General features: G+C 62.4%; 24 protein-coding genes and 1 tRNA gene. 12 read left to right on the forward strand and 13 right to left on the reverse strand.

Annotation, left to right across the window (positions count from 1 at the left end):
• Nucleotides 1-5: 5 nt before the first annotated feature.
• From SM765_RS01110 to SM765_RS01120, 3 genes are all read right to left on the reverse strand, one after another.
• The gene (locus SM765_RS01110) at nucleotides 6-173 is read right to left on the reverse strand and encodes a hypothetical protein (protein ID WP_165832664.1); all 168 of its coding nucleotides are present in this window, start codon (nucleotides 171-173) and stop codon (nucleotides 6-8) included.
• Between the two features lie 47 nt (nucleotides 174-220).
• A complete protein-coding gene (locus SM765_RS01115) occupies nucleotides 221-1,606 on the reverse strand; it encodes a DUF2927 domain-containing protein (protein WP_274836794.1) in 1,386 nt (461 codons plus the stop codon).
• Between the two features lie 180 nt (nucleotides 1,607-1,786).
• Entirely contained in the window at nucleotides 1,787-2,629 is an 843-nt protein-coding gene (locus tag SM765_RS01120; RefSeq protein WP_065273228.1) for an AAA family ATPase, read from the reverse strand.
• Nucleotides 2,630-2,827: 198 nt separating this feature from the next.
• Between SM765_RS01120 and dksA the strand changes: the two genes are divergently transcribed.
• On the forward strand, nucleotides 2,828-3,250 hold the full coding sequence (gene dksA / locus SM765_RS01125; RefSeq protein WP_065273809.1) for an RNA polymerase-binding protein DksA: 423 nt from the start codon (nucleotides 2,828-2,830) through the stop codon (nucleotides 3,248-3,250).
• A 99-nt stretch (nucleotides 3,251-3,349) separates the two neighbouring features.
• Nucleotides 3,350-4,528, forward strand: coding sequence for an FAD-dependent monooxygenase (locus SM765_RS01130; RefSeq protein ID WP_274836795.1), 1,179 nt, complete (start codon nucleotides 3,350-3,352; stop codon nucleotides 4,526-4,528).
• Nucleotides 4,529-4,559: 31 nt separating this feature from the next.
• Here the strand turns inward: SM765_RS01130 and xth are convergent, their stop codons facing one another.
• Nucleotides 4,560-5,366, reverse strand: a complete 807-nt coding sequence (gene xth, locus SM765_RS01135; RefSeq protein WP_274836796.1) for an exodeoxyribonuclease III — start codon at nucleotides 5,364-5,366, stop codon at nucleotides 4,560-4,562.
• 396 nt (nucleotides 5,367-5,762) lie between these two features.
• On the opposite strand from xth, the gene SM765_RS01140 reads away from it, so the two are divergent.
• From SM765_RS01140 to SM765_RS01150, 3 genes are all read left to right on the forward strand, one after another.
• Nucleotides 5,763-6,122, forward strand: coding sequence for a DUF6749 family protein (locus SM765_RS01140; RefSeq protein ID WP_274836797.1), 360 nt, complete (start codon nucleotides 5,763-5,765; stop codon nucleotides 6,120-6,122).
• A 161-nt stretch (nucleotides 6,123-6,283) separates the two neighbouring features.
• Nucleotides 6,284-7,345, forward strand: a complete 1,062-nt coding sequence (locus tag SM765_RS01145; protein ID WP_274836798.1) for a DUF6902 family protein — start codon at nucleotides 6,284-6,286, stop codon at nucleotides 7,343-7,345.
• On the forward strand, nucleotides 7,345-8,301 hold the full coding sequence (locus SM765_RS01150) for a DMT family transporter (RefSeq protein WP_274836799.1): 957 nt from the start codon (nucleotides 7,345-7,347) through the stop codon (nucleotides 8,299-8,301). Before SM765_RS01145 ends, SM765_RS01150 begins: the two co-directional genes overlap by 1 nt.
• Before the next feature lie 95 nt (nucleotides 8,302-8,396).
• Here SM765_RS01150 and SM765_RS01155 read toward each other — a convergent pair whose 3' ends face one another.
• Nucleotides 8,397-8,720, reverse strand: coding sequence for a HesB/IscA family protein (locus SM765_RS01155; protein WP_065273234.1), 324 nt, complete (start codon nucleotides 8,718-8,720; stop codon nucleotides 8,397-8,399).
• A gap of 92 nt (nucleotides 8,721-8,812) precedes the next feature.
• Here SM765_RS01155 and SM765_RS01160 point away from each other — a divergent pair, with 92 nt between their 5' ends.
• From SM765_RS01160 to SM765_RS01190, 7 genes are all read left to right on the forward strand, one after another.
• On the forward strand, nucleotides 8,813-9,964 hold the full coding sequence (locus SM765_RS01160) for a deoxyguanosinetriphosphate triphosphohydrolase (RefSeq protein WP_274836800.1): 1,152 nt from the start codon (nucleotides 8,813-8,815) through the stop codon (nucleotides 9,962-9,964).
• A gap of 155 nt (nucleotides 9,965-10,119) precedes the next feature.
• On the forward strand, nucleotides 10,120-11,865 hold the full coding sequence (argS, locus tag SM765_RS01165; RefSeq protein WP_274831987.1) for an arginine--tRNA ligase: 1,746 nt from the start codon (nucleotides 10,120-10,122) through the stop codon (nucleotides 11,863-11,865).
• 93 nt (nucleotides 11,866-11,958) lie between these two features.
• Nucleotides 11,959-13,215: an SPOR domain-containing protein gene (locus SM765_RS01170; protein WP_274836801.1), complete on the forward strand. Its 1,257-nt coding sequence runs from the start codon at nucleotides 11,959-11,961 to the stop codon at nucleotides 13,213-13,215.
• Nucleotides 13,212-14,219, forward strand: coding sequence for a beta-N-acetylhexosaminidase (gene nagZ, locus SM765_RS01175; protein WP_274833690.1), 1,008 nt, complete (start codon nucleotides 13,212-13,214; stop codon nucleotides 14,217-14,219). Before SM765_RS01170 ends, nagZ begins: the two co-directional genes overlap by 4 nt.
• Nucleotides 14,212-15,009 (forward strand): segregation and condensation protein A, encoded by a 798-nt coding sequence (locus SM765_RS01180; protein WP_274833692.1) that lies wholly within the window; start codon nucleotides 14,212-14,214, stop codon nucleotides 15,007-15,009. Before nagZ ends, SM765_RS01180 begins: the two co-directional genes overlap by 8 nt.
• Nucleotides 15,009-15,686, forward strand: coding sequence for an SMC-Scp complex subunit ScpB (gene scpB, locus SM765_RS01185; protein WP_274828519.1), 678 nt, complete (start codon nucleotides 15,009-15,011; stop codon nucleotides 15,684-15,686). The genes SM765_RS01180 and scpB overlap by 1 nt, the downstream gene beginning before the upstream one ends.
• Before the next feature lie 84 nt (nucleotides 15,687-15,770).
• Nucleotides 15,771-16,010: a hypothetical protein gene (locus tag SM765_RS01190; protein ID WP_065273241.1), complete on the forward strand. Its 240-nt coding sequence runs from the start codon at nucleotides 15,771-15,773 to the stop codon at nucleotides 16,008-16,010.
• Between the two features lie 28 nt (nucleotides 16,011-16,038).
• On the opposite strand, the gene SM765_RS01195 is transcribed toward SM765_RS01190, so the two are convergent.
• The 8 genes from SM765_RS01195 to SM765_RS01230 form a co-directional block, all read right to left on the reverse strand.
• Complete coding sequence (locus SM765_RS01195) at nucleotides 16,039-17,124, reverse strand: 2'-deoxycytidine 5'-triphosphate deaminase (RefSeq protein WP_274831992.1); 1,086 nt, start codon at nucleotides 17,122-17,124, stop codon at nucleotides 16,039-16,041.
• A gap of 136 nt (nucleotides 17,125-17,260) precedes the next feature.
• A tRNA-Pro gene (locus tag SM765_RS01200) sits at nucleotides 17,261-17,337 on the reverse strand.
• A gap of 72 nt (nucleotides 17,338-17,409) precedes the next feature.
• Nucleotides 17,410-19,017 (reverse strand): MerR family transcriptional regulator, encoded by a 1,608-nt coding sequence (locus SM765_RS01205; protein ID WP_274836802.1) that lies wholly within the window; start codon nucleotides 19,015-19,017, stop codon nucleotides 17,410-17,412.
• A 44-nt stretch (nucleotides 19,018-19,061) separates the two neighbouring features.
• A complete protein-coding gene (gene ihfA, locus SM765_RS01210; RefSeq protein ID WP_065273243.1) occupies nucleotides 19,062-19,364 on the reverse strand; it encodes an integration host factor subunit alpha in 303 nt (100 codons plus the stop codon).
• Between the two features lie 92 nt (nucleotides 19,365-19,456).
• Complete coding sequence (locus SM765_RS01215) at nucleotides 19,457-20,428, reverse strand: beta-ketoacyl-ACP synthase III (RefSeq protein WP_274833696.1); 972 nt, start codon at nucleotides 20,426-20,428, stop codon at nucleotides 19,457-19,459.
• A 21-nt stretch (nucleotides 20,429-20,449) separates the two neighbouring features.
• Complete coding sequence (gene plsX / locus SM765_RS01220; protein WP_065273245.1) at nucleotides 20,450-21,559, reverse strand: phosphate acyltransferase PlsX; 1,110 nt, start codon at nucleotides 21,557-21,559, stop codon at nucleotides 20,450-20,452.
• Nucleotides 21,560-21,598: 39 nt separating this feature from the next.
• A complete protein-coding gene (rpmF, locus tag SM765_RS01225; protein WP_065273246.1) occupies nucleotides 21,599-21,805 on the reverse strand; it encodes a 50S ribosomal protein L32 in 207 nt (68 codons plus the stop codon).
• Between the two features lie 238 nt (nucleotides 21,806-22,043).
• Complete coding sequence (locus SM765_RS01230; protein ID WP_274831995.1) at nucleotides 22,044-22,580, reverse strand: YceD family protein; 537 nt, start codon at nucleotides 22,578-22,580, stop codon at nucleotides 22,044-22,046.
• Between the last annotated feature and the right edge of the window lie 74 nt (nucleotides 22,581-22,654).

A 22,654-nucleotide genomic window follows, 5' to 3' on the forward strand; every position in this document is an offset into this window, starting at 1 on the left:
GGCAGTTACACCGCCATCCGGTGAATGATCAGGGTGGCGAGCATCCCGACAATACCAAAGGCAATGGCATAGACAGCGCCATATTGCAGCATGTCGGCGAGATTGCCGTTACGTTTCCGGGCCGTCAGCGCGCCTGTCAGCGCCCCCAGCAGCAATGCAGCGATTACGATCATCTTGTCAGTCCGCCTGTGTCATATGTTCCATGGATCCCCGGCCGGTCTTAGTGCGGGCGCAGATTTGCGACCTCCCGCAGCTTGGCCCGGACGGCCCAATCCGGGCCGAACCCGTAGCGTGCCCATCCAAGGCTGTCCAGCCTGACCGCGGAGGCGGCGTCGAATTGCCCCGCAAGGTCTAGCGCTTCGGCCTGCATCATCAAGGCCGTGGACAGCAGCGCGGCGTTTTCATAGCGGGCTGCGATCTCGGGAACAGGTTCCAGCAGCGTCAGGGCCGCATCGGGCTGGCCCCGGGCGATGGCGTAGGCCGCCATGCGTGGGCGGATGCGGGCCTGGTGCAGCTCCGTGCCGGGCTGACCGCGCAGGATTTCCATTGCGGAGGCAAACAGGGTCTGGGCGCTGTCCGGGGCATCGGCCTGTATCAGGCGGCCCAGAACATAAAGCCCCTGCGCCTGCCTATGGTCCCGCCAGCCACTGGCGCGGCCGATTTCCACGGCGGTGCGGGCCGCCAGCCTACGCTCTGACAGGCGAGTGTCGGGGCCAAGCGCGGTTTCGATGGCGGCGATCCAGCGGCGCGGCGTTGCGGGCAGCGGGCGGGGCGGGATGCCCTGGCCGCGTGGGTTGAGCCGTGCCAGGATGCCGGGCAGGCGGGCGGTGACCTCGGCACGGGTCATACCTGTCCTCAATTCCGGCGCATAGGTGGCGCGCAGGATCAGCATGTCAAAGCCGGTCAGAACGGTGTGCACATTGTCATCGTTAAAGACGGAATCCGACAGCCGGTACAGATCGTTCAGCGGGCCAAGCGCCTGCGCCAGCTCTTCGTGCAGGCAGTCGCGCAGCTCTTGCGGGCTGACGTCGCTGGGCAGGAACAGCGCCAGATTGTCCCGCTGGCGCATCCGGGTCCAGTCGGTGTCCGGGCTGCGCCGCTTACGGCGGAAATCCCTCAGCGATGTGACGTTAGGTACCACGAAACAGGCCGCCTTGGGCAGAGCCTTGCGGATCGCCTTGCGAGAGACGGTTTCGATTGTGATCCGGGCGCTGTCACCATTCACCCGGGTGATGTCGATCCCGGCCTCATTGCGCAAGCGTGCCAGAAGGCGGGTCAGTTCGTGCTCGAAACCGGGGGGCGGGGCGCCTGTTACCCGCAGCGTGATGGGGCCGTCAAACCGGGTAAAGACGGGCAGGGTGCCGCCGCCTTCGAGATTGAAATGCAGATCCAGGAAATCCCGCGCGATATCGCGGTTTGCCCGTTGTGGTGGCTGCGGGTGCGCGGCGGCGAATGCCTTGGCCGGGGGCAAAGTGCTGTCGGCGATGGCGGCGCGGCCTGGCTGGCTGCCGTCAAAGGTGCCGGTGCAGCCCACAAGCGCAGCGCAGGCGAGGGCAAGCAGGACCCGGGGCGCCCGGGCAGTGTCACGATGCGTTCTTCTGAACAAAAACGGCGGTCTCCGGAAAAACGGGCTGGCGGGATGCTGCGGTGCCATCAGGCGGCGACGCCCCGGCAAGGATAAGCTATCGCGAAAATAAGTAAACGCAGCATCAAAACGCAGGAACGACCGCCGCTACTGCCGAAATGGGCGGCAGCGGTGAGGTCAAGAGTGGTGCCCTGGTAAGCGTCAGCCTCGGCGCCCGCGTGCCATGAAGGCCAGCCGTTCGAACAGATGCACGTCCTGTTCATTCTTCAAAAGCGCCCCATGCAGCTTAGGCAGCGCATCGGCGCCGTCGCGCGCGAGATCCTCGGGGGTCAGATCCTCGGCCAGCAGGAGTTTCAGCCAGTCGATGACTTCGGAGGTCGAAGGCTTCTTCTTCAGACCCGCGGTGTCGCGGATTTCGTAGAACTGGGTCAGCGCCGTGGTCAGCAGGCTTTCCTTGATGCCAGGGTGGTGCACTTCGACGATCTTTTTCATCGTCTCGGCATCGGGGAAGCGGATGTAATGAAAGAAACAACGGCGCAGGAAGGCGTCCGGCAGTTCTTTTTCATTGTTCGAGGTGATTATCATGATCGGGCGCTGCTTGGCGCGGATCGTCTCGCCGGTCTCGTAGACGTGGAACTCCATCTTATCGAGTTCCTGCAAGAGGTCGTTGGGGAATTCGATGTCGGCCTTGTCGATCTCGTCGATCAGCAGCACGACCTTCTCGTCGGCCTCAAACGCCTCCCAAAGCTTGCCCTTCTTGATGTAGTTCTTGACGTCATGCACGCGTTCATCGCCCAGCTGGCTGTCGCGAAGGCGGCTGACGGCATCGTATTCATAAAGACCTTGTTGCGCGCGGGTGGTGGATTTCACGTTCCACTCGATCATCCGCAGACCCAGAGCGTCCGCCACCTGTTTGGCCAGCTCGGTCTTGCCGGTGCCCGGCTCGCCCTTGACCAGCAGCGGCCGCTCCAGCGTGACGGCGGCGTTGACCGCCACTTTCAGGTCATCTGTTGCAACGTAATCCTTGGTGCCCTGAAATTGCATGTCTGTCCTGCGTCCTCTGGTTACTCTGTGCCCGTTTCCGGGCTGCAATGATGCGGTTTGGTCGCTTTTAACCCGGCTGGTTTACTATTGTGTAGTGACAATCTGCGCGGCAGGGGATAAACGCTGCGGCATGGGGAGCCGCAATGTTTGGAACGATTTGAAGAGACCAGCATTATGGGCCAGACCGAAGGAGCCGAGATGAAGCAAGAAATGTTTCTGCCGGAAGACTATCGTCCGGCCGAAGACGAGCCTTTCATGAACGAAAGGCAATCTGAATATTTTCGTCGTAAGCTGCTGAACTGGAAGCACGAGCTGCTTGCAGAGAGCCGCGACACTATCGAAGGATTGCAGGACAACACCCGAAACATTCCCGACGTTGCAGACCGCGCAAGCGAAGAGACGGACCGTGCTCTTGAACTGCGCACCCGCGACCGCCAGCGCAAACTGGTCGCGAAGATCGACGCGGCCATCCGGCGCATTGATGAAGGCGAATACGGTTATTGCGAAGTAACCGGCGAACCGATCTCGCTGAAACGCCTGGACGCCCGCCCCATCGCCACCATGAGCCTGGAAGCGCAGGAACGCCACGAGCGCCGCGAAAAAGTTCACCGCGACGACTGATCGTCTCTCGGCGAAGGCAGAAACATTGACGTCGGGGCCTGTGGCTCCGGCGTTTTTCGTTTAAGGGAAACCGGACCGGAGAATCTGCGTAGGCGACCCATGGAACTGACGGATAAGAAAATCACCATTGTGGGCGCTGGTATTGGCGGTCTTGCGGCGGCGGTCGCCCTGCGCCGCAAGGGTGCGCGGGTCACGGTTCTGGAGCAGGCCGAGGCGATTTCCGAAGTGGGCGCCGGGTTGCAGATCACCCCAAACGGTCTGGCGGTGCTGCAGGCGCTGGACCTGGCCGAGGATCTGGCCTGGACTGCCCCGCGGGCCCGCGCTGTGGTGCTGCGCAGCCATGCCAAAGGGGCTGAGGTTCTGCGCCTCGATCTGGAGCAATACGCGGCGGATCTGCGATACTATTTTGTGCACCGGTCGGATCTGATCGGCCTTCTGGCGGATGCCGCTCGGCAAGAGGGCGTGAAGGTGCGCCTGTTGCAAAAGGTCGAACGGGTCGAGCCCGGTCCGGAGCCGATGGTGCATCTGGCCAATGGGGCGGGCTGTGGCGGTGATCTGGTGATCGGCGCAGACGGGCTACATTCGCGGGTGCGCGCGGCACTCAACGCCCCGCAGCAGCCGTTCTTCACTGGGCAGGTCGCCTGGCGCGCCATCGTGCCGAACCATATCGGCCTGACGGCTGAGGCGCAGGTCTTCATGGGGCCGGGCCGCCATCTGGTGGCCTATCCGCTGCGGGACGGCTCCATCGTCAACCTTGTCGCCGCGCAGGAGCGGCGTGGCTGGGCCGAGGAAGGCTGGAACCTCAAGGACGACCCGGACAATCTGCGCCGCGCCTTTACCGGATTTGGCGGCGATGCAAAGGATCTCTTGGACGCGGTCGAGGATGTGGCGCTCTGGGGGCTGTTCCGGCACCCGGTGGCAGAGCATTGGTATGGCGACTCCATGGCGCTGTTGGGCGATGCCGCCCATCCGACGCTGCCCTTCATGGCGCAGGGGGCCAATCTGGCGCTTGAGGATGCCTGGACGCTCTGCGCCGCGCTGGAAGAGGCCCCTGACATGCAGACCGGTTTGGCGCTTTATCAGAACCGTCGCCGCGCCCGCGCGGAGAAAGTGGTGGCCGCCGCCACCGGCAATGCCTGGAAATATCACCTGCGCCCGCCGCTCAACTGGCCTGCGCACCAGGTGCTGAAACTGGCTGGACGGCTGGCGCCGCAGATGATGGTGGGGCAGTTCGACTGGATCTACCGCCATGATGTGACTGCGCCGCAGCCGGGCTGATCCGGCTGGGCTGAGCCGCCGCGCCGCGGCCTCAGATGTCGAGTTCGACCCAGACGGGAACGTGATCCGACGGCTTTTCCCGCCCGCGCACGTCCTTGTCGATCTGGCAATCCGTCAGCAGATCCGCCGCCTGCGGGGTCAGCAGGAAATGGTCGATGCGGATCCCGTCGTTACGGTTCCAGGCGCCTGCCTGATAATCCCAGAAGGAATAATGGCCCGGCCCCTGATGGCGGGCGCGGAAGGCTTCGGTAAAGCCGAGGTTGACGATCCGCTGGAAGGCGGCGCGGCTTTCGGGGCGGTGCAGGGCATCCTCGGCCCAGGCCTCGGGGCGTTTGGCATCCTCGGGCTGGGGGATGATGTTGTAATCCCCGGCCATCAGTGCGGGCATCTCATCGGCCAAGAGGGCCTTGGCGCGCGCTTGCAGCCGCTCCATCCACGCGAGTTTATAGGCATATTTGCCGCCGGGCACCGGGCTGCCATCGTCGGTCAGCTCCACCGGGTTGCCGTTGGGCAGGTAAAGCCCACAGATGCGGATTGCCTGTTTGCCGACCACGGTGGCCTCGATCCAGCGCGCCTGCTCGTCACTGTCATCGCCGGGCAATCCGCGGCTGACATCTTCGAGCGGCAGTTTTGAAAGGATCGCTACGCCGTTGAAGCTTTTCTGACCATGGGTTTCGACGTTGTAACCACGTTCTTCGAAAATCTCGCGCGGGAAGGCCTCGTCGACCGATTTGATTTCCTGCAGCAGAACAACATCCGGCTGCGCCTCATCGAGCCAGTCAGGCAGGGCATTGGCGCGGGCTTTGATGCCGTTGATGTTGAACGTGGCGATTTTCATGTCGGATCTCCAGGCGCGCCCGGCGACCGCAGGGGTGCGGGCGGGGCATTTGGGGTTGCCGATCTATCGCCCAAACAGGGGGCCAGAGCAAGGGCTGGCCACGGAGGGGCGAATCACTTATGCGGGCTGGCGCTGACGGGTGAAAGGCTCGTTTTGCGACTTTGCATGTATCCACCTAGGGTTGTTGTTTTTGGTCTTGCAGGACTGCCTTTGTGGATAAGGTTTCGCATAAGGTGTGTATGGTTTTAAATACCTGTAATTAAACGGTTATTTGAAATTCAAAGTTAAAGTGATTGTCGCGGAAAAAGCAACCTGAAATTGCAGATTCCGGTTTTGGAATTGCCAACTCCGTGCCAGCGTTTTGTTGGCGATAATGCCCAACACTCGGAGGTTTCCATGACTGCTTTGCTCAAGAAAAATGACGTTCAATCTGCCGCTACTTCATCCGTTGAGGCTGCCGATGCCAGCCTGTTTGGCGGCGAAGCTGTCGAGATGTTTTCGTCCGGATCGGCGCCCTCTGCAGACCTGATGACAGGCGGCGGTGCGGAGATGTTCAGCTCCGGTTCCGCGCCGTGTGCCGCGGATAGTTTTGGCGGTGAGGCGGTTTCTCTGTTCAGCTCGGGCTCTGCACCGGTTGCGGATGGCAGCCAGTCCAGCGGCGCGCTGACCGGTCTTTTTTCCTCTGGCTCGGCGCCGCAGGCCCGGGCGCGCACCGATCAGGGGGATGTCACCGGCCTGTTTTCCTCGGGCAGCTGAGGCAGGTGCCCCTATAAAAACCGCACCATAAACAGGGGCGATGATCATGACCTGATCATCTAAAAGCGGGGGCACCGCCGATCCGATCCGGGGGTGCCCGCAATACTGATCCTTCTACTGCCCACCACCCACTGCACAGCGCACAAAAGGAGCTCGCCTCCATGGCACAGGTTCTTGCCTTTCCGACAGATCGTATCCGGCCCCCGGGGGGCAATGTGGCTGTGCTGAGCGATACCTTTGCGGGGCAACGGCGCAGCCGGGAGAATGTGTTCTGGCTGAAGGAAAACGCCGAGTTGCTGAATATTCTCGAATGCACGGGGGCAGAGGTGCCGGTCGCGGCACTTGCACCTTTCGAGGCGTTTTACGAAACAGCGGAGCGGCGATTGAGTTTCTTCCGGCAATACTACCGCTTCATTCTGTCCATCTGTCTTGATCTGGAGGATCTGGGAGTGGATGGCGGCAAGGGTGAAGAGATGGCTGCCTGGGTTGAGGGCAGCGATCTGGTGGGCGCCGAATTGTCCGACCTGCAACGGGCCGAGGCGCGGCGGCTGCTGGCGCGCCGGGGGATCATGCTGGAGCTGCCGGGGCTGGATCAGCGTCTGCATGATTTCATCGAAACCTCGCAAACCTTCGCGCTGCCGAACAAGAAGGCGGGATATGAGCTGACCCACATCGTGTTCTACCTGTCCGAATATGGCCGCCGGGATCCGGGGCTGAGCCGGGCAGCGCTGCGCAGTCTGGAGTATGCCGGGGTGGTGTCCTTTCTCGATCAGGATGCGGATCTGCTGGCCGAGGTCTGCATCGCGCTGCGCTATGCCGGGGGAGAAGTGCCTATGATCTGGGAGGACTGGCTGGCCGCGCAAACCGATGGTTTCGCCGTAATACAGCAGGGCTTTACCGGCGGGGGCGATGACTATCACTGCTATTTTGTCTGCAACTGGCTACGCGCCCTGACTGGCGGGAAGGCCTTTGACCACCGTCTGCCGCAGGGCGCGACGCACCTGAAGGCGCCTGAGGGCGCCGGGGTTCTGCGCAGCCTGTCCATGGCTCTGTATGAGGCAGACGTGGCGCGCGGCGGGGACTGGGCGTTGGCACGGGACAGGCTGGCGTCAGGGTTGGATCCGGCGCAGCGAAACGTACTGGCGCAAGCCGAAAACAGCTGTGCCTGCTTCGGGCAGTTCTTCGAAGGCTTCCTGCGCAGCGGCCATGCGGGGCGGGCGTGATGGGATTGCCCTTTGCCCTGACCGGCGCGGTGTTCGCTGTCCTTTATACCGGGTTCATCGCTTCGGCCGATGGCATTACCAAGCTGTTGGCAGGCGGCTATGCCCCGGCGCAGCTTTATGCTCTGTCCGGCGCCGTTGTTGCGGGGCTTTGCGCCGCGACCACCTTCATCCGCGGCGGTGCCCGGTCGCTACCGGACGGGCTGCGCACGGACTGCCGCTTGGCCATGGCGCTGCGGTCCGCGGCCACGGTGGCGGCGGCCTTGTGTTTCTTCTATGCCTTTCGCCTGCTGCCCTTTGCCGAGGTGTTCTTCTTCATCGGGCTGATGCCGCTTCTGGCCGGGCTGATGTCGGCACCGATCCTGCGCGAGCGGGTGCGTCCCGGCGTCTGGCTGGCACTGGCGGCGGGTTTTGGTGGGGTGATCTGCGTCTTTCCGGGCGGTCTATCCAGCCTGACAGCGGGCCACGTGGTGGCGCTGGGGGCCTCTGTGCTGGGGACGCTGTCGATCACGCTGTCACGCTATATCGGTCGGCATGAGCAGAACGTGCTGGCGCAGGTGTTCTATCCCAATCTGGCGCTCAGCCTTGTCATGCTGCCGGTGCTGCCCTTTGTCTGGCTGCCGATGCCTATGGCGGATGTGGTCTGGGCGCTGAGCTATGCCGGTCTGCTGTTCGGGGCGCGTTGGCTGCTGGTGGCGGCGCTGAGACGGTTGCCATCCTATGCGGTGACGCCGCTGATGAACCTGCAATTCGTCTGGATGGTGCTGATTGGCGCCCTTGGGTTTGGCGAACTGCCGGGGCAGGGCACCTGGATGGGCGCCGCAGTGATTGCCGCCTCGGGGATCTATCTTGTCTGGGATCAGCTAACCCCGGGTGGCAATGTCTGGAGCAAGTCGATGATTGATGCGCGTCGGCAGGTCCGGCACCGCGCAGGTGTTGCAATGCGCACGGACCCGTAATCCGGTCGTCGCCTGCCAGATCTTTCCGAGGCGTGGAAATAGTCTTTAACGATCGGGGCACCGACGCGAGCGTGGCGATGCCCCGATGAGGAGATTTACATCGAGAAGGAGGTGCCGCAGCCGCAGCTGGAAGTGGCATTCGGGTTCTCGATGGTGAAGCGCGCACCGATCAACTCTTCGGTGAAATCGATAACCGCGTTTTCCAGAAACGGCAGCGAAACCGCATCCACCACAACCTTTTCACCGCCGCCTTCGAGCACCAGATCCTCGGGCGTCGGGGTGTCGAGGCCGATCTCATACTGGAAACCGGAACAACCGCCCCCTTCGACGGCGACCCGCAAGGCCTGGCCCTGACCGGCGGCGCCGATCTCGGCGAGGCGCGCAAAGGCGCGTTCTGTGACTTTTGGGGGCAATTGCATATATTTTCTCCCAAATATGTGGTGCCGCGTGCTAACCCATATATAGAAAGTCCTGGGCGGGCGACAAGATTTGCGAAGGATAAAGATCAGAAATGAATGCGTCTTTTGCGACGATGCCAAATCGGAGCCGTGGCCGGTTGGTCGCCGAGGAAGAAAGCTACTTCCGCTCTCCCTTTCAACGGGACCGTGACCGCATCATCCACGCCAGCGCCTTTCGCAGGCTCAAGCACAAGACGCAGGTCTTTGTCGAACACGAAGGTGACAACTACCGCACCCGGCTGACCCATTCGATCGAGGTCGGGCAGGTGGCGCGGACGATTGCCGGGGCGCTGGGGCTCAATCAAGAACTGACCGAGGCGGTCGCGCTGGCGCATGATCTGGGGCACACGCCCTTTGGCCATACGGGCGAGGATGCGCTGCATGCGTTGATGGCACCCTATGGCGGCTTTGATCACAACGCGCAGGCGATCCGCATCGTCACCAGCCTTGAACGCCACTATGCCAATTTCGACGGGCTGAACTTGACTTGGGAAACGCTGGAGGCCATTGCCAAGCACAATGGCCCGGTCACTGGCCCGCTGCCCTGGGCGCTGGCCGAATTCAACGCCACAATGGATCTCGAGCTCAGCACTCACGCCAGCGCCGAAGCGCAAGTGGCGGCGCTGGCCGATGATATCGCCTATAACAACCACGATCTGCACGATGGTCTGCGGGCAGAGCTGTTCAGCGATGCGGAAATCGCCGAACTGCCCATCGTCGCACAGGCCTATCGCGAAGTTGATCTGCAGTATCCTGGGCTTGAGCAGAACCGGCGCCGACACGAGGCGCTGCGGCGGGTCTTTGGCGTGATGGTCGAAGATGTAATCGCGACCTCTCGCGGCCGGTTGCAGGAGGCCGGGGTGCAAAGCGTCGAAGATGTGCGTGCGCTGGGCGCGCCGGTAGTGGCCTTTTCCGACGGGTTGTGGAGGGATCTGAAGGAGATCCGTGCGTTCCTGTTCCAACGCATGTACCGGGCGCCGAAGGTGATGAAGAAACGCGCCGAGGTCGCGCAGGTGGTCGAAGCGTTGTTTCCCTACTTTCTGGCCAACCCTTACCAGATGCCGGAGCGCTGGCACGCCGAGATCCGCGCTGCGGGCAGTCAGACCATTCTGGCGCGTCTGGTGTCGGATTACATTGCGGGCATGACGGACCGATTTGCCCTGCAGGAACATGACCGGCTGATCCTGGGGGACCCCGCGGCCTAGGGAACGTGGCTGGGCGGCCTATGGAGGCTATTCGGGTTCTTTGGGAGGGTTTGTGGCGCTGAGGTGCGCTGCGACAGGCCTTGTGGCGGCCTCTGATGGTTGACCCCTGACGCAGGCGTGGGTATCCGCTAGGTCAAACCAATAGGACGCCCGATATGAACCTCTTCAACGATATCCGCTCGCTTGTGATCGACAGCCTGAACGCGTTGACCGCCGACGGCACGCTGCCCGAGGGGCTTTCCTTCGACAACGTGGCGGTGGAGCCGCCCCGCGATCCGGCGCATGGGGATATGGCGACCAATGCAGCCATGGTGCTGGCGAAACCGGCCAAGAAAAAGCCGCGCGACATTGCCGAGGCACTGGCGGCACATCTGGCGCAGGATGATCGGATCACCTCTGCCGAAGTGGCCGGTCCGGGCTTTTTGAACCTGCGTCTTGCACCGTCCGTCTGGCAGGGGGTGCTGGGTTCCGTTCTGGCGGATGGCACGGCCTATGGGAAGTCCGAGCTGGGGCAGGGCAAACGGGTCAACGTGGAATATGTCTCCGCAAACCCGACCGGCCCGCTGCACGTGGGGCACACGCGCGGTGCGGTCTTCGGCGACGCGCTGGCCTCGCTGCTGGCCTATGCGGGTTATGACGTCACCCGCGAATATTATATCAACGATGGTGGCGGTCAGGTCGATGTGCTCGCCCGCTCCGTCTACCTGCGCTATCTTGAGGCGCACGGTCAGGAAGTGGCGTTCGAGGATGGCACCTATCCCGGCGATTACCTGATCGAGGTCGGTCAGGCGCTGAAGGACAAGGTCGGCGATGCCTATGTCGGCAAAGGCGAAGAGGTTTGGCTGCAGGAAGTGCGCAATTTCGCTACCGACGCGATGATGGATCTGATCCGCGAGGATCTGAAGCTGCTCGGCATCGAAATGGATGTCTTCTTCTCCGAAAAATCGCTTTATGGCACCGGCAAGATCGAAGCCGCGCTGGAAAGTCTTGATGCCAAGGGGCTCATCTACCAGGGCGTGCTGGAGCCGCCGAAAGGCAAGAAGCCGGAAGACTGGGAGCCGCGTGAGCAGACCCTGTTCAAATCCACCGAACACGGCGATGACGTGGATCGTCCGGTGAAGAAATCCGATGGCGCCTGGACCTATTTCGCCCCCGATATCGCCTATCACTATGACAAGGTGGAGCGTGGCTTTGACGAGCTGATCGACATCTTTGGTGCCGATCACGGCGGCTATGTGAAGCGCATGAAGGCCGCCGTGTCGGCCCTGTCCGACGGCAAGGTGCCGCTGGATATCAAGCTGTGCCAATTGGTGAAGCTGTTCAAGGACGGTCAGGAATTTAAGATGTCCAAACGGGCAGGGACGTTCGTCACCCTGCGCGACGTGGTCGAGGCCGTGGGTCCGGATGTGACCCGTTTCATGCTGCTTACCCGCAAGAACGATCAGGGCTTTGACTTTGATCTCGACAAGGCGCTGGAGCAGTCCAAAGACAACCCGGTCTTTTACGTGCAATACGCCAATGCGCGGATCTGCTCGACCCTGCGCAAGGCGGAAGAGGCGGGAATCGCTTCTGATGATGCGGCCCTAGCCGATGCGGATCTGTCGCTGCTGGCCGCTCCGGCGCAGCTGTCGGTGGCTCGCAAGCTGGCGGAATGGCCGCGCTTGGTGGAAATTGCTGCCCGCAGCAACGAGCCGCACCGCGTAGCCTTCTACCTCTACGATCTGGCTTCGGATCTGCACGGCCTGTACCATCTCGGCAAAAGCGACAAAAGTTTACGATTTGTTAACGAGAGCAGCCAATCGGCAACACATGCCAATTTGGCACTTGCACGGGCCGTTTCCATTGTCATTTCCGCTGGTCTTGGTATTCTTGGCGTGACCCCGGCGGAAGAGATGCGATAAAAATACGCACAGACCGCCGGAACGAGGCAGTTCAAGAGACCCGAAAATGCGGCGCAGGTGATGTGGCGCATGAAACGGGCAGTGAGGCGGATAATGGCGTATTTTACGCAGGCGGGCACGCGCCCGGCCTATGACCAGAGCGGAGTCGCAGATGGCGATTCTGCCGGTGGTGTTCAGTATCAGCGACAGCAGCAGTTCGGTGCCTATGACCCGTCGGTCCAGCCGCAGGCACAGCAGAGTTTTGTTCCACCCCAAGCCACCGCAGCCCCTGCCGCGTCCTATGCACCGCAGGGTTTTGGTGGCTTTGATCCGGCGCAGGCCGATGGGACCGGCTATGAGGCAGATGCCTATATGGCCGATGATTACGGCTATGCCGAGGATGCTGCGCCTGCCGGGCGGGCAGGATTTGGCCGGATGGCCGGAATGCTCGGTGCGGTCGCTTCATTGGCGCTGGTCGTCGGGATCGGCGTCTGGGGCTACAAGCTGGTGATGCGCGATGTCAGCGGCGTGCCTGTGGTGCGCGCGGTCGAAGGGCCGATGCGCGTGCAGCCGGAAAACCCCGGCGGCCGTCCGGCAGACCATCAGGGGCTGGCAGTGAACGCCGTGGCCGCAACCGGCACTGCCGAGGATCCAGCAGAGCGTCTGGTGCTGGCGCCGCAACCCATTGAGCTGACCGAGGACGACCGGCCGATGTCGGAACTGGCGCAGCAGGCCGAACAGAACCGCGCCGACCGCGAGGCGCCCGCAGTTTCCGATCAGTCTCTGGCCGCCTATCAAAGCGGTGACATCAACGCCCTGGTGGCTGAACTTACTGATGGGGTAACGCCTCTTGGTGCAGAGCCACCGGATGCAGCGCCGGAGCAAGTTTCCAATGCCTCTGTCGCGGCCCCCGAGATCGTACAGCCGCAGCCCCTGAAACCGGTTGAAATCGCCGCTGTTTCATCCGCGCCGCAACCCTCTGCCGCGCTGTTGAAGGCCCCGGGCGTCAAGGTTTCGCTGCGCCCGAACCTGCGGCCTGCGCGGTTCACCCCCGCAGCTGCCCCGGCCGCAACTCCCAGCTCTGCTGTCGCGATCGAGGTTTCTGCCGACAGCCTGCCCGCAGGCACGCGCCTGGCACAGCTTGGCGCTTATGAAAGCGCAGAGGTCGCCCGCTCCGAATGGGACCGCATCTATGCGCAGTTCGACGACTACCTTGCCGACAAGAAACGGGTGATCCAGCGCGCCGAAAGCGGTGGTCGCACCTTCTACCGTCTGCGGGCCATGGGCTTTGACGGGCTGTCCGATGCCCGCCGGTTCTGCTCTGCACTGGTGGCAGGCAATGCCGACTGCATCCCCGTGACCACCCGATGACAGGATTTGGCGCGACCATTCTGGATGCAGAGGGGCTGCGCCTCACCCAGAATGAAAAGGCCCTGTTCCGCGATGCGGATCCTTTTGGCTTTATCCTGTTTGCCCGCAATATCAGCTCTGCAGATCAGGTCCGTGCCCTCTGCGGAGAGCTCCGCGATTCCGTGGGCCGCGATTGCCTGATCACCATTGATCAGGAAGGCGGCCGGGTGCAGCGCCTGCGCCCGCCACTGGGGCGCGACTGGCTGCCGCCGATGGAACACGCGGTTCAGGCTGGTGACGGCGCCGAACGGGCCATGTATCTGCGCTATCGCCTGATTGCGCATGAGTTGCACGCGCTTGGCATCGACAGCAACTGCGCCCCGATTGCAGATATCGCCTCTACCGACACTCACCCGTTTCTGCGCAATCGCTGCTATGGTGAGGCTTTGCCAGATGTGACCGTACTGGCTCGCGCGGTGGCCGAGGCGCATCTTGATGGCGGCGTGGTGCCGGTTCTGAAACATATTCCCGGCCATGGCCGCGCGGTGGCGGACAGCCATCTGGACCTTCCGCATGTGGCCGCATCCGCTGCCGATTTGGAGGCAACGGATTTCGCGGCCTTCCGGGCGCTGAATGACCTCCCGATGGCAATGACGGCGCATATCGTCTTTGACGCGCTTGATCCGCGCCCCGCGACCCTGTCGCCCCCGGTGATGGAGCGGATCCGCAAGGACATAGGCTTTGACGGGCTGATCATGACCGACGATATCTCGATGAAGGCCCTGCAGGGCGCACCGGCAGATATCGCCGGGCAGTCCCGCGCGGCGGGCTGCGATATCGTTCTGCTGTGCAATGCCGATCTTGCCGTGCGTACGCAGGTGGCAGAGGCTGCCGGAACCCTGGATGAGGTGGGGCAAAACCGCGCCCTGCGGGCCATCGCGGCGCGCAAAACCCCCGCTGCGCTTGACATAGAGGCTGCCGAGGCCGAACTTGCTGCCCTGATGGGCGGAAAGGTTTATGTCTGAAGAGTCACTTTTTCCGGAAGAAGTTCAGCCCTCGGTCGAGGATCGGCTGGCGGCTGAGGCGCTGATTGTCGATGTCGACGGCTATGAGGGGCCGCTCGACCTGTTGTTGACGCTGTCGCGCACCCAGAAGGTGGATCTGCGGCGTATTTCGGTTCTGGAGCTTGCACGGCAATACCTAAGTTTCGTGGAGCGTGCCAAGGAGCTGCGGATCGAACTGGCCGCTGATTATCTGGTGATGGCGGCCTGGCTGGCCTTCCTAAAATCGCGGCTGCTGCTGCCCCCCGACCCTGAAGAAGAAGGCCCCTCGGGGGAGGAACTGGCGGCGCATCTGGCGTTCCAGCTGGAGCGGCTTCAGGCCATGCGCGATGCGGCGGCGCGGCTGATGGGGCGTGACCAGCTGGGGCGGGATTTCTTTGCCCGTGGGCAAAGCGAAACGGTCGAACGTATCCGCACCGTGACCTATAGCGCCAACCTTCTCGACCTGATGCAGGGCTATGCCAGGATCCGCACCCGCGACGATTTTCGCCCCTTCGTGATGGACCGGGATTCGGTCTTCACCATGGAAGAGGCGTTGGAGCGGATGCGCGGTCTCATTGGGTTTACCGGAAGCTGGACCGATATGCTGAGCTACCTGCCGGACGGCTGGCACAGTGATCCCGTGAAACGGCGCTCGGCCACGGCGGCGACCTTTGCCGCCTCCCTGCAGCTGGTCAAGGAAGGCCAGCTGGAAATCCGACAGAACGAGACCTTTGCGCCGATCCAGTTGCGCCACCTGAACGGGAACACCTGATGGAAGATTTCAGCAACCAGGAGCCGGAAAAGGCGCAGCAGGAGTCGGACAGCCTGTTCGATGCCCCGCCCATGGCCGAACAGGAGCGCATGGTCGAGGCGGTGCTGTTCGCCAGTACCGAGCCTGTCACCCTCCGTGATCTGGAGGCCCGCATGCCGCATGGCTGCAACCCGGGCGAGGCGCTGGAATACCTGCGCAAACGCTACGAGGGGCGCGGTGTCAGGGTGGTGCGCGTGGGCGATGCCTGGGCAATCCGCACGGCGCCGGACCTTGGCTTCCTGATGCAGAAGGAAATCGTCGAGACGCGCAAGCTGAGCCGGGCGGCAATCGAAACCCTGGCTATCATCGCCTATCATCAGCCGGTGACGCGGGCCGAGATCGAAGAGATCCGCGGCGTATCGGTGTCCCGTGGCACCATTGATCAGCTTTTGGAAATGGAGTGGATCCGCCTTGGTCGCCGCCGTATGACGCCGGGCCGACCGGTGACATTCGTGGTAACACCGGTGTTCCTGGATCACTTCGGTCTGGAAAGCGCCCGCGACCTGCCGGGGTTGAAGGAACTGCGCTCTGCCGGGCTGCTGGAAAGCCGCCCGCCGCCGGGCAGCTTCCCGACGGGGCAGGGCGGTGACGACGGGGACGAGGATCCCGAGGAGCAGCCAGAGCTGTTCGAAAGCTGACGATTTCGTGTGCGGGGGCAGCCTGCCAATAAATCGTCCCATTCCGATGTCACAATGGCATGTGAACGGAACCGGAGCCTAATGATGAACGTCGAATCCATTCTCAACATGATCATGCGCCGCCTTGTCGGGCGGGCCGTCAACTCTGGCGTGGATGCGGGGCTCAACGCGCTGTCGGGGCGCAGCGGAAAACGCGGGCGGGGCGGGCAGGCGGAAAACCGACCCGAGACACCGGCAGAGGCGGAAGAACGCGCTGAACGCGAAAGGATCCGCGAGATGCGGCAGGAGCGGCGTGCGCGGCGCGCCCAGCGGGACAACCGCTGAGCTTTTCCGCCTAGGTAGGCTTCCGGCGTCAGCTAGATTGTGGCTGTTTGAAGTGCTTGGACAGTTTCAGTCCCTGTCCCTGATAGTTGGAGGCTATGCCCGCGCCATATAGCTGCTGCGGCACCTCGGCCATGCGTTCATACACGAGACGCCCGACGACCTGCCCGTGTTCAAGCACGAAAGGCGCCTCGTGGCAGCGCACCTCAAGCACGCCACGCGATCCCGCTCCGCCGACTGAGGCGTGACCGAAGCCGGGATCGAAAAAGCCCGCGTAATGCACCCGGAATTCCCCGACCATGGCCAGATAGGGCGCCATTTCGGCGGCATAGGCGGGCGGGATATGCACGGCCTCACGGCTGACAAGGATGTAAAAGGCGCCCGGGTCCAGAATGATGCGGCCCTTGGTGGTGCGCACCTCTTCCCAGTAATCCTGCGGATCGTATTCGCCGATCCGGTCCAGATCGATCACCCCGGTATGCGGTTTGGCCCGGTAGCCCACTAGATCGGTACCTGGCAGTTGCAGGTCAACGGAAAAGCCCAAGCCATCCTCGATCACCGCCTCGCCATCCACCAGCGGGCTTTCTGCGTGCAGCGCGCTGAGTTCCTGATCGCTCAGTACCGCCTGACCGGTGCGGAAGCGGATCTGATTGAGCCGCATGCCGGGGCGCACCAGCACGGAGAAGGAACGCGGGCATATCTCGGCATACAGCGGCCCGGTGTAACCCGGCTTGATGCGGTCGAATTCCTCGCCGCCATCGGTGATGGTGCGCGTGAGCAGGTCCAGCCGCCCGGTTGAGCTTTTGGCATTGGCCACGGCGGAGACGTCCTGCGGCAGGGCCAAACCTTCGAGGAGCGGCACCACGTAGACGCAGCCCTTTTCCAGCACAGCGCCGCCATCCAGATCAATGCGGTGCATTTCAAATTCAGAGAGGCGATCAGCGACCGTGTTGCCGTGTCCAGAGAGGAAGGAGGCGCGCACGCGGTAAGCCACATGGCCCAGCCGCAGATCCAGACTTGCAGGCTGGATTTGCCCGTCGATCAAAGGCTCGGACAGGGTGATCTCGCCCTGCTGCAGCATGGTTTCCAGTGTCTGGCTGGGTAAAACGCCTGTCATTGTCTTTCTCCCGTCTGGCCGGGCATCCGCCCGGTCGGGCTGCTGTTCAAGACGACCCAGATGATGGTCCCGATCTGTAACCCCAGGCTACACATACACAAAACGCCTGGGTGCGCAAACACCCAGGCGTTTTGTATGGTCGGGCTAGCAGGACTCGAACCTGCGACCTTCCGTCCCCCAGACGGACGCGCTACCAGGCTGCGCCATAGCCCGTTGAAGCGCTTTCTACCGTTTTTCCCGGCGGGGGCAAGAGGCATTGCCAAGTTTTTCCGCTGCTTTGGAAAATTAATGTGCTTCCAGCCATTGGCGCAGCTCGGCGGCGCATTCGGCAACTTCGGCGCGCACTTCGGGCCGCAGTTCCGTTGTCTGCGACAACAGGGCCAGAACACCGGGACGCAGGCTGACCTGGGCGGCCAGATTTTCGTCGGGCACGGAAATGATTCGCGGCTTGGATTCCTCCATCGGGAGATCCCCGGTCGGGGGAAAGCCTGCTTCGGGCGCATCGGTTGCAGCGTCCTGCTCCGCATTGTCCGGCAGGCCCGGAGGCGCAAATCCTTCCCGCGGTGCATCTGCATCCATGGCATCCTGCAGGGCTGCATCTGCGTCGGATTCGGCCAGGTCCTCGCCCAGTTGCTCTGAGAGTTCCTCAGGCAAGAGGGCTTCGACAGGGGCTTGCTCGGATGCGGGGTCAGGCTCGTCTTGCTCCGTAGCCATAGCCTCAGTCGGCGCTTCCTCGGCCATCAGGTCGGCGTGGGCGTCGCCCAACTCGGCGGGCTCGCTCTCACCCAATGGCGTGGGAGCGTCGAGGTGGCTGGTGAGCGGCACAGCAGGGTCAAGCGGCGCGGTCGGCGGCTCGGTCTCATCCGGTGCGAAGCTGACCTCGAAGGCAGGCTCCGCCTGATCGTCGGTTGGCACAAGCGCTTCTGCATCCGGATTCGGTGCCGACTGGACCTCGCTGTCGGTGTCATCCGTGGTGCTGTCCGCTTCGCCTGTGAAGGGGGCCGGTTCGGCTGCTGCCTCCGGCGCGGCGGTTTCCTCGATCACGGGGTCTGCCTCGCATTCCGGGGCAGGGGCGTCGTGGCCGCCAAGGTCCATCATGATCTGTGCAGGTTCCGGCTCTGTGGAGACGGGCTGCACCTCGTCGAAAGGCAGGCCTTCTTCGCCGCTCAGGTCGTCTTGTGGCGGGGGAAGCTCTTCCGACAGGTCAGAGGCAATAGGTTGATCCGCCGATGTGTCAGGCTCCGCATTGGGGGCCTCGGACAGGGCATCGTCGGCCTCCGCCTGCACCAGTGGCGACTCATCCTGATCCAGTTCCGAGATGGTCTCTGGAATGCTCTCAGCTTGCGATGCACTGGGCACGGCGCCCGCCTGGCTTTCGTCAGCGACCTCTGCAAAGGGATCAAATTGTTCCTGTTCGAAAAACGGCAGATGGCTGGCGGGGCGCGGCGAGTCTTCTTCCGCTCCTGCGCTTTCGCTCGTGATCACGGGGGCGCCCTCGACGCTGTCCCCTGGCGTTGCGCCAGCGCCGGGATGCGCTGCGGCAGATTCTGTGGCTGCATTGCTCTGGGCGAACCCACCGCCGGATCCGGTTCCGTCCGGTTCTCCGGGGGAGGCCGTATCAAGGCTATGGGACATCTCGGAGACATGGGTAATGCCAAGGTCGCGCAGAATTGCCTGAACTTCCTTGATGGACATGCCATCGTCATGCAGCAGCTTGCGAATGCCACCCAGAAGCAGCATGTCCGCAGGGCGATAGTATCTGCGCCCACCGGCTCGCTTGACCGGTTTTACCTGGGTGAATTTGCTTTCCCAGAAGCGCAGGACATGCGCTTGCACCCCCAGCCATTCCGCCACTTCGCTGATGGTGCGGAAGGCGTCTGGTGATTTGGACATGGGTATTGATTCCGTTGGTTCTGGACCGGTCGGGGCAGCCGTCTTCAGCTGCGGTTGCCGTCAGCGACTCGGTCTTTCATCAGATGGGAGGGCCGGAAGGTCAGCACACGGCGTGGCTGAATCGGAACCTCTTCACCGGTTTTGGGATTGCGCCCCACACGTGCCGTCTTGTCCCGGACGCTAAAGGTGCCGAAAGAAGAGATTTTCACCTGCTCCCCGCGGACAAGGGCGTCTGACATGTGCTGCAGCATGCTTTCAACCAGTTGCGCGCTTTCATTGCGGGAGAGGCCAACCTCGCGGAAAACGGCCTCGCTCAGATCCATTCGCGTCAGAGTTTTTTCGCTCATACCAGTCCCCGTTGTTTGCTCAAGCATAGGGGGTGGGGAATTTCACTGTCAATATCAATGAATTGCGCGCTGCGAGATTGCGCTGGCCCGTGCTACCAGCGCAGCACGACCGCGCCCCAGGCCAATCCGCCGCCGATCGCCTCGGTGACGATCAGATCCCCGGGCTTGATCTGACCGCGTTCCTTGCCGACCGACAGGGCCAGTGGAATCGACGCAGCAGAGGTGTTGCCGTGGTCCTGAACGGTCACCACAACGTTATCGAGGCTGAGGCCCATCTTCTTGGCGGTGCCCTGAATGATGCGGATATTGGCCTGATGCGGCACGATCCAGTCCACGTCTTCGGCGCCAAGGCCCGCGCGTTCCAGCGCTGTGGTTGCGGTCTTGGCCAGTTTCTCCACGGCATGGCGGAAAACCTGGTTGCCCTGCATGCGCAGATGGCCGGTCGACTGGGTGGAAACACCGCCGTCTACATAAAGCAAATCCTTGTAGCGCCCGTCAGAATTCAGATCGGTGGCCAGAATCCCGCGGTCATCGCTGGTGCCCGCGCCGGTCTGTGCCTCAAGAATCAGTGCGCCGGCGCCATCACCGAAGAGCACGCAGGTCGACCGGTCGGTCCAGTCCATGATGCGCGAGAAGGTTTCGGCGCCAATCACCATAACCCGGTCAGCCTGACCGGAGGCGATCAATGCGTTTGCGTTGCAGAGCGCATAGACGAAGCCGGCGCAGACCGCCTGCACGTCAAAGGCAAAGCCGCGGGTCATTTCCAGCTGCGCCTGCACCATGGTGGCCGCCGAAGGGAAGGTCAGGTCGGCAGTCGAGGTGGCCACGATGATCGCGTCGAGGTCGTCGGCCACAAGACCGGCATCGGAGAGCGCGGCCTTGGCCGCTGCGGTTGCCATCGAGGAGGTGGTTTCGCCCTCTTCGGCGAAATGGCGGCGTTCAATCCCGGAGCGGGAGCGAATCCATTCGTCCGTGGTGTCCAGGGTGGCTTCGAATTCCGCGTTTTCGACCACGCGTTTAGGGAGATAATGGCCGGTGCCTACAACTACTGCACGTCGCGTCATTCTGTGACTGCCTTCTTGGTCTTATTTTGTTGAGATCCGGTCGTCGTCGTCGGAGCCTGCGGCATCTTGGGTAAGCTCCACGGCGGATGCAACCCGCGCGGCCAGTTTTTCGGCAAAACCCTGCTCGGCCAGACGGAAGGCCAGTTTTACTGCGGCCGATACCCCGGTGGCATCGGCGCCGCCGTGGGATTTTACCACGGTGCCGTTTAGGCCCAGAAACACGCCACCATTGGCGCGCCGCGGATCGATCCGTTTTGCCAGCCGCGACAGAGAGGTATAGGCCAGCAGCGCCGCGATCTTGGACAGGAAGGAATATTCAAAGGCCTCGCGCAGGGCCGAGCGGACCAGGCTGGCGGTGCCTTCACCGGTCTTGATCGCGACGTTTCCGGTAAAGCCGTCGGTGACGATGACATCTGCCACATTGCCGGGGATATCGCTGCCTTCGACAAAGCCGACAAATTCATAATCGGCGATCCCGGCATTTTCGGCGATCAATGCATGGGCTTCTTTCAGCTCGGCGCGGCCCTTGTGTTCCTCGGTGCCGACGTTGAGCAGGCCAACCCGGGGGCGGGCAATGTCCATGGAATTACGAGTATAGGAGGTGCCCATCAGCGCGTATTGCAGCAGATCCTGCGCGTCGGCGCGCACATCGGCGCCCACATCCAGCATCACGTTGAACCCCTGGGGGTTGCGTGATGGCCAGAGAATCGCAATCGCGGGGCGGTTGACGCCCGGCACCTTGCGCAGGCGCAGCATGCTGAGCGCCATCAGCGCGCCGGTATTGCCGCAAGAGACGACCCCGGCGGCTTCGCCGTTCTTCACGGCGTCCAATGCGGACCACATCGAGGTGCCCTTGCCATTGCGCATGACCTGGCTGGGCTTGTCGTCCATGGTGACAACGCTGTCGACATGACGAATAACGACGCGATCCGCCAGGATGCGCCGTTTGGCAACCAAGGGTGCCAATTCGTCTTCGGGGCCATGTAGAATGAATCCGATATTCGGGTTCTTCTCGGCGGATTTCGCGATACCGGCCACCACTACGGCAGGGCCGGCATCTCCGCCCATGGCATCGACAGAAATCACAATTTTACCAGTCTGCGCTTTGGATTGATCGGGTTTGCCCGTCATAGGTAAAGCCTGCCTGGCGTTATGTGATCAAAGGAGGGCTTACGCCGCGTCCTCATCCATGTCGATTTCGTCGTTCGCTGCAACGATTTCTTTATCGTCGTAGTGGCCGCAGGACGGGCACACGTGGTGCGGACGCTTCAGTTCGCCGCAGCTGGAGCATTCGTTCGGGTTTGCAGCAACCAGGGCATCGTGCGCGCGACGGTTGTTGCGGCGCGATTTGGATACTTTGTTCTGTTGGACGGCCATGTCTCAACCTTTGTCTGCTTGGCGCCTTGGGGCCATCCCCGCCGCGCGATTTCATTGTTTTGTCGTGATCGGTGTGACGTGCGTGTAGGCCGCAGCCTCTCCGATGTCCAACCAAAAATTCCGATGAGCGCGCGAAAATACTGCGAATCCTCTGCGGCGCAAGCGGTTTTTTAGGGCAGGCGGGGCGTCAGTACCAGCAGGAAGTTCACCATACGGTATTTTTCCGCCTCATTTACCGTCAGTCGTCGCCTTTCAACTGTTCCTTGAGAGCCGAAAGGGCGGCAAAGGGGCGGGTGTCTTCGTCGCGCATGGGTTTAACACCCGGTTCAGCGAACACTGCTTCGCCCAGTTCCTGGCCTTCTTTGCGCGGGTAAGCGGGAATCGCCAGGGTCAGTGCCTCAATCATTACTTCATAGGGATCGATGCTGCTGCCCAGCGGTTCGATGGTTTCATCCTCGGTCATTTCTGCTTCGGCGTCTTCCGGCTCCTCGTAGGATGCCATGTACTGTCGCCGCACCTTCTGGTCGATACGGGTGGTGACCGGATCCAGCGTGACCACGCAGTCCTGCACCACCGTGGCGCCCAGGGTGGCGGTCAGCACCCAGTCCCGGCGCCCGCTGGCGCGGATCTCGCCTTCGAACCGCAGCTTGCGCAGGCTGTTGACCTCCAGATCCCGCGCCAAGTCAGCCAGGGCATCGGCATCGGCGCGGATATCAAAGGGCGTCGGGGCGTTCTGCGGCAGATCCGCGACCCGGAAAGCAGTGCTGTCAGCCATTTTGCAAACTTTCGTTTCTTGAACCAGAAGGCTGCATTAGGTAATCGGGATGGGCGGCGTAATCAAGCCGGGGT

Source organism: Pseudophaeobacter sp. 1A09344 (genome assembly GCF_041008745.1).
GTDB lineage: Bacteria > Pseudomonadota > Alphaproteobacteria > Rhodobacterales > Rhodobacteraceae > Phycobacter > Phycobacter gallaeciensis_A.

What these genes read in the sequence shown, in the direction of transcription:
- SM765_RS01110 (WP_165832664.1), bottom strand. Translation starts at nt 173, where the DNA reads ATGATCGTAATCGCTGCATTGCTGCTGGGGGCGCTGACAGGCGCGCTG.
- SM765_RS01120 (WP_065273228.1), bottom strand. Translation starts at nt 2,629, where the DNA reads ATGCAATTTCAGGGCACCAAGGATTACGTTGCAACAGATGACCTGAAA.
- dksA (WP_065273809.1), top strand. Translation starts at nt 2,828, where the DNA reads ATGAAGCAAGAAATGTTTCTGCCGGAAGACTATCGTCCGGCCGAAGAC.
- SM765_RS01130 (WP_274836795.1), top strand. Translation starts at nt 3,350, where the DNA reads ATGGAACTGACGGATAAGAAAATCACCATTGTGGGCGCTGGTATTGGC.
- xth (WP_274836796.1), bottom strand. Translation starts at nt 5,366, where the DNA reads ATGAAAATCGCCACGTTCAACATCAACGGCATCAAAGCCCGCGCCAAT.
- SM765_RS01140 (WP_274836797.1), top strand. Translation starts at nt 5,763, where the DNA reads ATGACTGCTTTGCTCAAGAAAAATGACGTTCAATCTGCCGCTACTTCA.
- SM765_RS01145 (WP_274836798.1), top strand. Translation starts at nt 6,284, where the DNA reads ATGGCACAGGTTCTTGCCTTTCCGACAGATCGTATCCGGCCCCCGGGG.
- SM765_RS01150 (WP_274836799.1), top strand. Translation starts at nt 7,345, where the DNA reads ATGGGATTGCCCTTTGCCCTGACCGGCGCGGTGTTCGCTGTCCTTTAT.
- SM765_RS01155 (WP_065273234.1), bottom strand. Translation starts at nt 8,720, where the DNA reads ATGCAATTGCCCCCAAAAGTCACAGAACGCGCCTTTGCGCGCCTCGCC.
- SM765_RS01160 (WP_274836800.1), top strand. Translation starts at nt 8,813, where the DNA reads ATGAATGCGTCTTTTGCGACGATGCCAAATCGGAGCCGTGGCCGGTTG.
- argS (WP_274831987.1), top strand. Translation starts at nt 10,120, where the DNA reads ATGAACCTCTTCAACGATATCCGCTCGCTTGTGATCGACAGCCTGAAC.
- SM765_RS01170 (WP_274836801.1), top strand. Translation starts at nt 11,959, where the DNA reads ATGGCGTATTTTACGCAGGCGGGCACGCGCCCGGCCTATGACCAGAGC.
- nagZ (WP_274833690.1), top strand. Translation starts at nt 13,212, where the DNA reads ATGACAGGATTTGGCGCGACCATTCTGGATGCAGAGGGGCTGCGCCTC.
- SM765_RS01180 (WP_274833692.1), top strand. Translation starts at nt 14,212, where the DNA reads ATGTCTGAAGAGTCACTTTTTCCGGAAGAAGTTCAGCCCTCGGTCGAG.
- scpB (WP_274828519.1), top strand. Translation starts at nt 15,009, where the DNA reads ATGGAAGATTTCAGCAACCAGGAGCCGGAAAAGGCGCAGCAGGAGTCG.
- SM765_RS01190 (WP_065273241.1), top strand. Translation starts at nt 15,771, where the DNA reads ATGAACGTCGAATCCATTCTCAACATGATCATGCGCCGCCTTGTCGGG.
- SM765_RS01195 (WP_274831992.1), bottom strand. Translation starts at nt 17,124, where the DNA reads ATGACAGGCGTTTTACCCAGCCAGACACTGGAAACCATGCTGCAGCAG.
- SM765_RS01205 (WP_274836802.1), bottom strand. Translation starts at nt 19,017, where the DNA reads ATGTCCAAATCACCAGACGCCTTCCGCACCATCAGCGAAGTGGCGGAA.
- ihfA (WP_065273243.1), bottom strand. Translation starts at nt 19,364, where the DNA reads ATGAGCGAAAAAACTCTGACGCGAATGGATCTGAGCGAGGCCGTTTTC.
- SM765_RS01215 (WP_274833696.1), bottom strand. Translation starts at nt 20,428, where the DNA reads ATGACGCGACGTGCAGTAGTTGTAGGCACCGGCCATTATCTCCCTAAA.
- plsX (WP_065273245.1), bottom strand. Translation starts at nt 21,559, where the DNA reads ATGACGGGCAAACCCGATCAATCCAAAGCGCAGACTGGTAAAATTGTG.
- rpmF (WP_065273246.1), bottom strand. Translation starts at nt 21,805, where the DNA reads ATGGCCGTCCAACAGAACAAAGTATCCAAATCGCGCCGCAACAACCGT.
- SM765_RS01230 (WP_274831995.1), bottom strand. Translation starts at nt 22,580, where the DNA reads ATGGCTGACAGCACTGCTTTCCGGGTCGCGGATCTGCCGCAGAACGCC.